The 11,623-nt window shown below is 56.7% G+C and carries 11 protein-coding genes; 3 read left to right on the top strand and 8 right to left on the bottom strand.

The genetic code is table 11. The features are described from left to right. On the bottom strand, positions 1-807 hold the full coding sequence (locus ABIE16_RS09545) for an ABC transporter substrate-binding protein (RefSeq protein ID WP_349734121.1): 807 nt from the start codon (positions 805-807) through the stop codon (positions 1-3). 72 nt (positions 808-879) lie between these two features. Continuing rightward, complete coding sequence (locus tag ABIE16_RS09540; protein WP_349734119.1) at positions 880-1,548, bottom strand: GntR family transcriptional regulator; 669 nt, start codon at positions 1,546-1,548, stop codon at positions 880-882. A gap of 353 nt (positions 1,549-1,901) precedes the next feature. Here ABIE16_RS09540 and ABIE16_RS09535 point away from each other — a divergent pair, with 353 nt between their 5' ends. Together ABIE16_RS09535 and ABIE16_RS09530 are read left to right on the top strand one after the other, a co-directional pair. Next, the gene (locus tag ABIE16_RS09535) at positions 1,902-2,513 is read left to right on the top strand and encodes a TetR/AcrR family transcriptional regulator (protein WP_349734118.1); all 612 of its coding nucleotides are present in this window, start codon (positions 1,902-1,904) and stop codon (positions 2,511-2,513) included. An 89-nt stretch (positions 2,514-2,602) separates the two neighbouring features. Further along, positions 2,603-3,556 carry an aldo/keto reductase gene (locus tag ABIE16_RS09530; RefSeq protein WP_429520969.1) on the top strand — a complete coding sequence of 318 codons (954 nt, stop codon included), beginning with the start codon at positions 2,603-2,605 and terminating at the stop codon, positions 3,554-3,556. Between the two features lie 69 nt (positions 3,557-3,625). Here ABIE16_RS09530 and ABIE16_RS09525 read toward each other — a convergent pair whose 3' ends face one another. The 6 genes from ABIE16_RS09525 to ABIE16_RS09500 form a co-directional block, all read right to left on the bottom strand. Continuing rightward, positions 3,626-3,805 (bottom strand): hypothetical protein, encoded by a 180-nt coding sequence (locus ABIE16_RS09525; RefSeq protein WP_349734114.1) that lies wholly within the window; start codon positions 3,803-3,805, stop codon positions 3,626-3,628. A 201-nt stretch (positions 3,806-4,006) separates the two neighbouring features. Then, positions 4,007-5,110 carry a polyamine ABC transporter substrate-binding protein gene (locus ABIE16_RS09520; protein WP_349734112.1) on the bottom strand — a complete coding sequence of 368 codons (1,104 nt, stop codon included), beginning with the start codon at positions 5,108-5,110 and terminating at the stop codon, positions 4,007-4,009. Positions 5,111-5,149: 39 nt separating this feature from the next. Continuing rightward, positions 5,150-6,487, bottom strand: coding sequence for an alginate export family protein (locus ABIE16_RS09515; protein WP_429520968.1), 1,338 nt, complete (start codon positions 6,485-6,487; stop codon positions 5,150-5,152). 118 nt (positions 6,488-6,605) lie between these two features. Next, a complete protein-coding gene (locus ABIE16_RS09510; protein WP_429520967.1) occupies positions 6,606-7,868 on the bottom strand; it encodes a serine hydrolase domain-containing protein in 1,263 nt (420 codons plus the stop codon). Between the two features lie 220 nt (positions 7,869-8,088). Beyond that, entirely contained in the window at positions 8,089-9,210 is a 1,122-nt protein-coding gene (locus ABIE16_RS09505) for a mandelate racemase/muconate lactonizing enzyme family protein (protein ID WP_429520966.1), read from the bottom strand. Further along, positions 9,197-10,315, bottom strand: a complete 1,119-nt coding sequence (locus ABIE16_RS09500; protein WP_429520965.1) for an alcohol dehydrogenase family protein — start codon at positions 10,313-10,315, stop codon at positions 9,197-9,199. The genes ABIE16_RS09505 and ABIE16_RS09500 overlap by 14 nt, the downstream gene beginning before the upstream one ends. A gap of 538 nt (positions 10,316-10,853) precedes the next feature. Here ABIE16_RS09500 and ABIE16_RS09495 point away from each other — a divergent pair. Next, the gene (locus ABIE16_RS09495; protein ID WP_429520964.1) at positions 10,854-11,621 is read left to right on the top strand and encodes an SDR family NAD(P)-dependent oxidoreductase; all 768 of its coding nucleotides are present in this window, start codon (positions 10,854-10,856) and stop codon (positions 11,619-11,621) included. Positions 11,622-11,623 lie beyond the last annotated feature (2 nt).

Raw genomic sequence — 11,623 nt, 5'->3', positions numbered from 1 at the left:
TCAGTCGAGTGTGTCGCTGGAAACATGCCATTTGCTCAGCAACTGCACGTAACTGCCGTCGCTGCGCATATCACTGATGATCTGTTGTACCGCCGTGGTGAGCTGCGGATCATCCTTGCGAATCCCCAAGCCGGTGAGGATCCGGCTGAAGGCCGGCACCCCTTCCTCGAACAGATCGGGCGCCATGGCAGCGTAGTAACCGGCGGTTTCCACGGTGGTACCGTAGGCGTCTACCTGACTGATGCGCAGCGCCTGAAAGGCGTCGGTGTCGCTGTTATAGACCACCAGTTTCATGGGTGTCTTGCCAGCCTTGGTCAGCTTTTCGTTCTCGGCGTCCAGCAAGGTTTTGATTGTCGAGCCGTTGAGCACTGCTACCTTGTGCCCGGACAGTCCTTCCAGGGTTTTGATGCCCTTTGGATTGCCTTTGGGGACTACCACTGACTGGCTGGAATACATGTAGTTGACGATGTCGATCACCTCACGCCGTTCGGGCTTGTCAAACAGCTGATCGACGATCATGTCGCATTGCTGAGCGAGCAATGCCGGCAGCAAACCGGAGAAGGGAATGACCCGCCATTGCACCGGTTTGTCCCCCAGCCGCTTGGCGATTTCCAGCCCCAGATCGACCGTCAGGCCCTTGGGTTTTTGCGCCTCGTCGAAAGACACCAAGGGCGGTGAATCCATGCCCGAGCAATACGTGAGTTTGTCGGCCTTTTGCAGTCGCTCCGGCACTTGGGGCGCGGCAACCGCCCACTGTGTACAGAGCCCGAGGGATACAGCGGCAAGTAACATATGACGTTTATGCATGACGAGACACTCCTGTTGTTTAGTAACGGGGCAGTACTCAAAGTCAAAACACTGTCGGGTTTAAGCCCGATTCTATTTTTCCGATTGCAGGAACTGGATCAGCGCCGGCACCGTGCCCTCGATATGCTGACGCACCACGGTCTCGGCCCGGTCGACATCGCCTGAGCGAATGGCGTCCAGGATCACCGCGTGTTCCTGGCGAGCGCTCAGTGGTTTTTCGCTGTGTTGCAGCCACAGCCGCATCGGCGCCTCGATCAGCGAATACAGAGCCGAGATCTGCTTCATCAGCCGAGGACGGCCGCTGAGGCTGCACAGGTATTCATGGAAGGCACGATGAAGCCTGACCCACTCGGCGCTTTCATCGCGGTAGTCATCCATCTCGTCCAGCATGCGCTCCAGAGCCGCCAGCTGACGCTCGCTAATCTTGGCCACGGCCACGCGGATGGCCAGGCCCTCGAGGGCACTGCGCATCTCGAAGACTTCGTGCAATTCGTCGAAATCCAGGCCACTGACAATGGCCCCGCGGTTAGGCCTCAGGGTGACCAGGCCTTGAGCATCGAGACGGCGAAAGGCTTCGCGCACCGGCATCCGGCTCATGCCGATTTCGCTGGCAATGTCCTCAGCGATCAGACGGTCGCCTTTGCGGTAACGACCGCCACAGATCGCTTCCAGCAGAAAGTTGTAAGCCTCCTCTTCAGCGGTCAGGGGCTGGCGTTCAACGTAGGTGGGAGCGAATTGCATAAAATCACCTTTTGCAGTTTTGTATCCAATTATCCATAGATCCAAAACAGCAGAAACCGTGCCAGTCCGCTTAGAACAGCCTCAAGCTCTTAATTGGAAAGGAGTTTCTACTCAAAAACCGATGATCTTCAGATGAGCGTGATACTCACCGTGTGCTACGAAATGGCCCAGCGCGCCCCAAATGGGTGAATAACGGTATCCAGGTAACAGATCATTTCGCCTGCGAAGGCTTTCGTTACAGTGAAAGAACGCACTACAGAAATTAGCGCTTTAAAAATTTTACTCGATTAAGTATTTTGCATAAATGATTGGGCGACATCCGCCCCCCTTATTCATAGCGACAAGGATCTCCCGTGAGCGGACTACGTGAACGTCAGAAAGTCGAACGACGCCAAGCCATCAGCAAGGCAGCGATCGAACTGTTTGAGCGCCAGGGTTTCCAGAACACCACCATCGAACAGATCGCCAACCAGGCTGGGGTGTCGGCGCCCACCGTGTTCAAGTACTTCGGTAACAAACAGGAAATCATTCTGGAAATCCTGCACGACGCCGACCAGCGTGCACTTAAGGACACCCGCAGCCAGATGCCTGACATTGAGGACCCGGTCGATGCCATGTGTTACCTGGAGCGGCGGCTGACCGGTTACGCACTGGAGGTCATGCACCCCAGCCTCTGGCGTGAACTGCTGCCACTGATATTGTTTGGCGGCGACAACGGGCTGCCCGAAGGCTATCGCGCCATGAACGATGCGCTCAGGGCTGAAATCAGTGGGTTGCTCAGAGAATTGCAGCAGGCCGGCAAACTTCGCGCCGACCTCGACGTCGACTTGGCCGCTTTCCTGTTGAACGACTATTCACACCTGCAGTTGTTCAGGCTGGTCAACCAGGAGCAGCCGGATATCGAGTCCCACTCCGCTCAGGTAAGGAACATCACCGAGCTGCTCTTTTACGGCATGCGGGCCTGAGAAAACACACGGATGCAATCACCTCGCAGGGTGTTTGGCTGAACGCCAAAAGCCAGAGGGCTGATTATTAAATCGAACGGCGGACCAGCATGAAAAAAGACTATCTGGGTAATTCAACGATGGAGAGTTCGCGCCTGGTGCTGGGCGGCAATGTCTTTGGCTGGACCGTCAACGAACAAGATTCGCTGAAGCTACTCGACGCTGCGTTTGAACTCGGTATCAGCACCTTCGATACCGCAGACGCCTATTCCATGTGGGCCAGTGGCAATAGCGGCGGCGAGTCGGAAGCCATCATTGGCAAATGGCTGAGTCAGAACAGCCACCGACGCAGTGAAGTGAAGATTATCACCAAGGTCGGGGCCGAACTCTCGCCCCATCAGCGCGGGCTATCGAAAGGCAGAATCCTGCAAGCCGTGGATGATTCGCTACGTCGACTGCGAACCGATTACATCGATTTGTACTTCTCCCACTACCCCGATGCCTCGACAGCACACGAGGAAACCCTGGAGACTTACGGCACGTTGATCGCCTGCGGCAAGGTTCGCTCGATCGGCGCATCCAACTACACCCTGGAAGATCTGCAGGCCGCTAAATTCTCTGCCGATCGTCACGCCCTGCCCCATTACGCCTGCCTTCAGGTGGAGTACAACCTCTATGATCGCCATGACTTCGAACAGCAGTTGCGTTCTTTTGCCCAGGCCGAGGGCTGCGAGGTCCTGACTTACTTCAGCCTGGCCTCGGGTTTCCTCAGTGGCAAATACAAAGGCCTGAATGACCTGACTCATAGTGCTCGCCGCGAGGACCTGGAAAAGTATTTCGATGAACGCGGCATGGGCATTTTGCACGTTCTGCATCAGGTGGCGCAGGAACAGCAGGTCTCACCTGCGGAAATCGCCTTGGCCTGGGTCATGCACCAACCCGGCGTTACCTCTGCCATCGCGAGTGCCACCAACCTGGAGCAACTGAATAGCCTGGCGCGTTCGACGCAGCTGGGGCTGGATACTCAAACCCTTGAACGATTGGACCTCGCCAGTCGCCTTTGAGACTGGCTCTACGTGATAGCTTGGGCACGTGGCTGGCATGACCAGCCACAAAACGAAGTCCGACTCACCTCAGGTCTTGAAACGCTCGAGCAAACGGCCTTGCTCAGTGGCCTGCCCACTGACATCGGCGATCTCCTGCGCCGATTCACGTGCGCTGAGCGTCAGGTCCTCGCTGAGCTGCCGGATCCGACCGACCGAACGGTTGACCTGCTCCGACACCGCGCATAATTCTGCCTCGTAAAGTGACAAACATGGTGCGTCTCCTGTGCCTCGCGTTCACACAAAAAAATGGCGACATACTTGTCGCCTATTAGAAGCAGATCCGTCTCACCCTGCTGCGCTGCCTGTCATCCACATGTGTCCGACCGGCGATGCGCACCAGCGACAAGGGTTAACAGAGGCAGTACTCAACAGCGTTCAGCCCGGCACAAAAGCGCCGGGCTACATTGATCAGCGGTTGGTCTTGATGCTGGTCCAGGTGCGAGTGCGGATCCGCTCCACGGCTGGCGGCATGGGCTGTAAGGCGAACAGGGTTTGGCGCGCTTCGTCCGGCACATACATGTTGGGGTTATTACGGATGTCGGCGTTCACCAGCGCGGTGGCATCCTTGTTGGGGTTGGGGTATCCGATCTTGTTGCTGATCCGGGCGATCACATCCGGGCGCAGGATGTAATTGATGAACTCGTGGGCCTCCTTGGTGTGGGGGGCGTTAACCGGCACCATCATCACGTCTGACCACATCGGCGCACCTTCCTTGGGTAACGCCATTTCCACCCTGACACCCTTGCCGGCGGCATCGGCCAGCTGTTTGGCCAGTGCCACGCCGCCCGACCAGCCCACGGCGATGCAGATGTCACCGTTAGCCAAGTCCATCCCGTAGCGCGACGAGTTGAAGTAGGTGACGTAAGGGCGAATCTTCATCATCGCCGCCTGAGCCTGCGGGTAGTCCTCGCGCTTCTGGCTGTTCGGGTCGAGGCCCTTGTAGTGCAAAGCGATGGGCACGATCTCGTTGGCTGCATCGAGGAAACCGACTCCACAACCGGCCAGCTTGGCGAGGTTCTCTTCCTTGAAGATCATATCCCACGTGTTCATCTGTACATTGGCGCCCAGAATCTGCTGGACCTTGTCGACGTTGTAACCGATCAGCGTGGTACCCCACAGGTACGGCGCAGCGTAGCGGTTGCCCGTGTCACCTACCGCTTCCAGGGATTTCATGAACTCCGGGTCCAGATGCTGCCAGTTCGGCAGCTGGTTGCGGTCCAGAGGCAGGACGGCACCCGCCGCGATCAAGTGGCTCAGGTTGGCGCTGCCGGGGTACACCACATCATAGCCAGAGTTGCCGGTGAGCAACTTGGACTCCAGGGTCTCGACGCTGTCGAACACGTCATAGATCGGACGGATCCCCGTTTCCTCCTGAAAGCTCTTGAGGATCTCCGGTGGCAGGTACTCGATCCAGTTATAGATCCGCACCGTGCGCTCTTCAGCCTGGGAAACGCTCGCCGTCAGCAACGACAGCGCAACGGACAACAGGGTGTTGCGTACGTTCTTGTTCATGGTGAAACACTCCTACGCGGCCGCGATGGCTCGCGACACTTAATAGCGGTAGGTGAAGTACAGTTCCAGCGCGCTGAATTTCTGATCATCGCCGAATACTTGCTTGGCAGCGGCCAGCGGCTTGACCCAGTTATACGACAGCGACGTATAGAACGACGGAGTCGGTGTCCAGTCGAGGAAAACCACGCTCTCATCGGCAAAGCGCCGATCGTTGACGGATGCGCCCATGTAGTTTTTCTCGTCCAGCCAGAACTGATAGTGAATCGCACCGAGGGTCAGGGTTGGGTTCAGGTGAGTTTTGAGTGAGAACTGCTGAACGTTTTCGTTGCTGTTGAACAACAGGTAGTTACCGACGATGTCCCCCACCAGCCAGGTGCTCCAGTCGATGAAGCCTTTGCTCAAAGGATCCCAGGCTTTCTGACGGTTGTCGGTAAGGTTGTCATCGCCGGAAAAACTGGCGTAGCGATAGCCAATAACCGGCGTCAGAGGCAAGGTATTGAAGGCATAGTCCGCCTGACCATACCAAGCCTTGGCATCGTAATCGACGCCCTCGCCGCTGCCTTTCTCCAGCGCGTATTCGGCGTTGAGCGTCAGGGCGGGCACGCCCGGCACTTTGGCGTTGAGTGCCCTTACGTTGTACACCTGCATCCCGTCCCGGAATCGGGGGGCGGTGCTGCCCTTGGGGCCCAGCGCATGAACCTTCATCGCCATGGCGCCCAGTGTCACCTGGTCGTCGAGGTTGTAATCCAGGTTGGCGCCCGTCATGCGGAAGTCACCCAGATCGTCGTCGGTGCGCAAGCTAAAAGCCTGGGCCTTCACCGCGCCATGATCCCAGGCCAGGATCGCAGAATCCTTGAAGGCGGTTCTTGGGCCAAGCCAGTAGGCGCCGTCATCGAGCTGGTCAAGGTTGCCGTCCATGACGATGAAGCCAGTGCCGATCATGTAGTTCTGGCGCCCGGCAGTCAGCGTCCATTCCCCGGCGCGGAAACCGCCGTAGAGCTCTTCGGCGGCCACATCACCGTCAGAGCTGCGCGTAAAGCCGCCGGCATCGCCATCGCCAAAGGTTGTAGCCGCCACGAGCGAGCCGCCGGCCAGCAGGCTGAGGTCGGACTGCAGCGAATAGTCCAGCTTGATACCTGGCTTTACGTAGAACTCCTGCCAGTCGATTTTCGTGCCGTCATTTTTGCCGCTGCGCATATCGACGCGGCCGCTGCCGAAGTTGACGTTTCGGGTGGAAAGGGTCGCACCGCCAGCGGTGAAGTTGACCTCCCCCTTGAGGTTGCCGTCCTCGAAGGTGTAGCCCGCCAACGCAACGTGGGTGGTCAAGGGTAAGCCGAACGCTAAGAGCGCTCGAGAGCAACGCGTCATCGAAACCATATGAAGCTCCTGTGTGATTATTGTTGTTACAGGGCAGTGAAATGGCGGCGCAGAGCGCCGCCAACACCTGGCCGAGCCAGGCGGATAGGACGCAAACTTCTTGTCGTTATGGGGCGTTTCAGTGAGTAAGGTGCGCGGCGATGGCACGCAGCATGCGCACGCTGTCAGCATCGAATGGGCCGACAGCCTCGGTCAGCGATGACTGCTTGACGATCACCACACCGGACGGCTTGTCGACGAACAGGTATTGGCCATGAATGCCACCGGCCATGATCGCCTGGCTGTGGTCGTTGAAGACGTACCACTGACTGCGGTAGGAAGCGCCGGGGGTCCATTTGGAGAACTCGGAGTTTTCGGCATAGATCGCCGGCTCGGCGCCGGCAAAGAGATGTGCAACCGTCTCGGTCGACAGCAGTTGCAGTCCATCCTGGCGACCATCGTTGGCCAGCAGGCGGCCGAAACGAGCCATGTCACGCAAGGTGGCGCTGAACCCGGCACCGGCGACGCTGCGTCCCCAGGGGTCGGCCATAAAGTAGCCGTCACGCTCACATCCCAACTGCTTCCAGATTTCTTGCAGCAACTGATCGCAGGCCTTGCCCGAGGCGCGCTCCATGACCCAGGCCAAGGCTTCGGTGGTGGCGGTCACGTAATGAAAAAAGCCACCGTGGGTGCCGCGTTTTTTTAGAGACGGCAGGTACTGGTACAGCGACTCGAACTGGGCGTACTGCGCAGGTGCAGGCTGAAAGCCACAGGCATAGCCGTACTGAGAACTCTCCGAGTTGGGGTCGTCATAGACCTCGCTGTACTCGATGCCCACGGCCATGTCGAACAGCTGGCGTACCGTGGCATCACCAAACGCGCTGCCCACCAATTCAGGCACGTAATACGCAGCAGGCAACGTTGGGTTGAGTACGCCATCACTGACCAGCTGCTCACCGAGGGTGCCGATCAGTGACTTGGTTACCGAGAACATGATGTGCCGGTCCCGGGGCTGTTGACCATTGAAGTAGCGCTCGAACAGCACCGTGTTGCCCTGCATCACCAAAAAGGCATCGGTCTGACTGGCCACCAGATGATCGATGACGCTGACACCCACACCACACTCACTGTCGAAGTGCAGCTCATCCAGCGCTTGTGGTGATTCTTGCAAAGTACTGACCGGCCCGGAGCCCGCCTGCACATCAATGGAGGGACGCAGGCGCGCCAGATTGCGAAAACCCCACTGACTGAACGGTGGGCGCATCCAGTTGTGCCAGGTAACGCGGCGTTCCGGCTCGGCCGGGAAGCCCTGCATAAGCGACGGTGCGAGGCGCGCGTCGAATGACGATCCATTAGTCTCGACGTAAAGACTGGCCAGTGAAGGCACGGTGTTCTGACTCATCGGGTTGATCCTGAAAATGACTCTGCGTGAGAGCAGATGCAGGAAAATAATTACCCGATATTATTTTTTAGTCAATAAAACATTTATACGAATTAACATATTCGTGATTGCTGCGCTTTTGCGAGCCCCCGAGTCGATCCACTGGCGGAAAAGGCACGAATTACACACAAAAAAACGCGGCGCACGAAGTCCTTCATGCGCCGCGCTGCTGGAGATTAACTCAGCGATATACCGCTACGGGTTCACCGATGACGTCCCGATTGATCGTGATGCCCAACCCTGGGGTCTGCGGGGCACGGATACGGCCATCCACCACGGGAATGTCGACGAGCGCCGTGACCGGTGGATACATATCGCGCGTATCAAGCACGCAGCGCAGATTTCGGTGTGGGATTGATTGCCCGAGGTGAGTCAGCGCAGCGAACGCTACCTGTGAGCCAGCGGTCTCCTGAACGCTCATCGTCAAGCCGGAGGTCATGCACATGTCGCGCAGACGTCGGGCTCTGGTCAGGCCGCCATGTTTGGAAACTTTCAGACCAATACCGTCTGCAGCCTTTTCGCTGATCAGCTGCATCACCGAAGCCTCATCCGTCGCCAGCTCATCCATGATCAGCGGCACATTGGTTCGCTGGCGCAGGGACATGTGCTCAGCCCAGGTGGCGCACGGCGCCTCAAGGACGAAGTCCAGCCCGGATGGCAGCAGTTTCAACATGCGCAATGCATGCTCTACCGTCAGGCCACCGTTGCAATCAACGATGAAGTATTCCTCGGGGCGGGCATCTGCAAGTGATGCCTCAATGCGCGCGGCATCCAGCGCGGGCCCACCCTCCTCCGGTGTCGCGCCGACCTTCACCGAATGCCCCAGGTATCCTTGCTTTCGAGTCTGAGCAACTCGACGACGCATGTCTTCAGGATCGCCGGCATAAGTTGAGTCGATGATCGGCATGGACTGTCCTGTACTACCGCCCAGCAGTTCACAAACCGGCATACCCACCGCTTTACCCAGGATGTCCCAGCAAGCCACATCGATTGCAGCTTTTGCATGGAGGTGGCCCATCAAGGTGCTGTCCATGACATCGTTGATTCGATCAACCTGTCGGGGATCCCGGCCGATGAGCATGTCTGCCATTTCGGCGATACCCGCTCTCACCCCCAGGGCGTGCGCTGCAATGTAGTTCGGGCCGAAGGGTGTCGACTCGCCCCAGCCTTCAAGGCCAGTATCTGTGCGAATACACACTATCGTGGAGTCAAAACTTGTGTAAGTACGGCCGCCTGACAGCTTGTAAACGCCGCCAGCGTATGGCAGATCGACTTGATAAACTTCAATTTCAATGATCTTCACAAACACTCTCCTGTGGTGGCACCAATACCAGTTTTCCCGCATAACGTTTTTCTATGAAATCATTCTGTGCCGTGGCAATTTCGGACAGCGGATAACTGTTGCTGACAAAGGGACGGATACGACCGTGTTCAATATGACTGACCAACTCATTGAAAACTGCATCCTCCTGGAAAGTGCAGCCATGAAACGTGAGGTCTTTCAAGTAAAGCGTTCGTAGATCCAGCTCGACGATTGGGCCAGCGATAGCACCCGAAACAGCGTAACGACCACCCCGCTTGAGCACTTGCAACAGCGCGGGCCAATCTTTCCCACCCACCAGGTCCAGCACCACGGAAACGCTGTTTTCTCCAAGCGTCTCAACCAGGTTTTCGTCTCGATGAATTACGCGATCGGCGCCCAGAGACAGAATTTGATCCGCCTTGCTTGCGCTGGTAATTGCGATCACCTCGGCACCGCGGCATTTCGCCAATTGGACCGCAGCCGATCCCACACCGCCGCTTGCACCGGTGATCAGTACTTTGTCGGCGCCACTGACGACTGCACGCTGGAGTAAAAGTTCGGCGGTTGAATAGGCACATGGAATCGAAGCTAATTCTATATCGCTCCAATCACTGTTCACCGGCCAGGTGTCCGCTGCCGGCGCTACTGTAAATTGCGCAAAAGCCCCATTGCAGTCCGAACCGTAGGTCCAGCACTCGAACGGCCGATTCTCAACCGGTGCTCGCAGCATGTTGCGTACCAGCACGCGCTGTCCGACTCGAGAATCGTCCACCCCTTGGCCAACCGCAACAATGCGTCCGCAGCAATCGGCACCCTGGATCAGCGGAAACTTGAGCGGAACACCGGACCAGGATGCGTCCTCAGTGTCGATCTTAGCGAACCCGGAAGCGCCGCCCGAATTGGTGTCACCGGTTATTTGTTTGGAGTACCAACCAATACGCGTGTTGATGTCGGTGTTATTGACTCCAGCAGCGCCGACTTTTATCAAGACTTCGCCGGCACCAGGGCGAGGCACTGGCACATCTGTATGGTATTCAAGCTGCTCAGTACCCCCATGCCCCTTCAGAAGCACAGCGTGCATGGTCTTGGGTAATGTAAGCGTCATTCGACTCTCCTAGTCATTTGGGGGTATACAACCTGTCTTAGGTTTTTTATTAGTCGGCGGATTTGCCAAGAGGTTGTTTGCTGCGTGTGCAAACAAAAGACTTTACTGGCGGTTATTTATTTTTATTCATTAGGCGCTCAAACTCTGTGCATTCAATGGCCCAGGTGTTGCCAGTAAAAAACGATGAGGTTTGTAAACTGCAAATTTGTAGCTTTCTACTTATAGAAAACCTTAGCAGTGGAGACTCCCTGGCCATAATGATATTTTAGATAGATAAATGATTACTTCACATTATGAACAGCTGACGTTCCGCGGGATTGTGCGCTATGGCCATGATCAATGCTCCCGCAGAGAATGGGCTGACAGTGAAACTACATTTCGCCCCATTCCAACCGCTCTGAGCACGATTCAAAATTTTCGATTCAGAAATTTTGGATAACGTCAGGTTATCCTTGGCCCGGTAAAAAAGTTGCTGGACGTTTCTATCCATTGAAATTAAATAATGGCTCCGCCAAAAAATTACCAAGTAGGTTGCCATATGAAATTCAATAATAAAGTGGTGGTCATTACTGGCGCTGCCGGCGGTGTCGGACAAGCGTTAGCATTATTGTTCGCCCGAGAAGGCGCAAAGCTTGTTTTGTCTGATCTTGACGAAGCCGGTTGCAAATCAATTTCCGCCAAAGTCCGTGACTTGGGCGCCGAAGTGCACTATGTAGCAGGCGATTTACGCCGAAAGGAATATTGCGAAGCGATTGTCCAGACTGCCGTCGATACTTTTTCGGGGATCGACATCGTATTGAACAATGCGGGCATCATTCCCCGCGGCACGATAGAGGAAACCACTGACGACATGTGGTTTGACGCCATGGGTGTAAACCTGAATGCGGTGTTCTTCATCTGCCGTGCCGCGATACCGCACATGAAAAATCGCCCAGGCGCCGCAATCGTCAACACATCATCTGTCTGGGGCATTTATCCCGGCCCCGCCCACGTGGCGTACTGCACAAGCAAAGGGGCCGTCGCGGCTTTAACCAAGAATCTGGGCCGCGATTGCGCGCCCTTGGGCATTCGCGTCAACGCCGTGTGCCCGCACGAAATCAATACCCCGATGATACGCAGCGGCTTTGCGCGTCGTGGCCTGGATCCGGACAAGGCCGTGCAAGAACTGAACAAGAGCGTGCCATTAGGCCGTATCGCCGAGCCTGAAGACATTGCGGATGTCATCGCATTTCTGGCGTCCGACGAGGCCAGGTACATCGCCGGCGAAACGGTAGAAGTCACAGGCGCCAAGCCGGTGTCCGGCTAAGG

The sequence above is a fragment of the Pseudomonas sp. 2725 genome (assembly GCF_050434585.1).
In the GTDB taxonomy this organism is placed as follows: Bacteria; Pseudomonadota; Gammaproteobacteria; order Pseudomonadales; family Pseudomonadaceae; genus Aquipseudomonas; species Aquipseudomonas jessenii.
The sequence above is the reverse complement of the archived record's forward strand: the minus strand, read 5'-3'. Positions and strand labels throughout refer to the sequence as shown.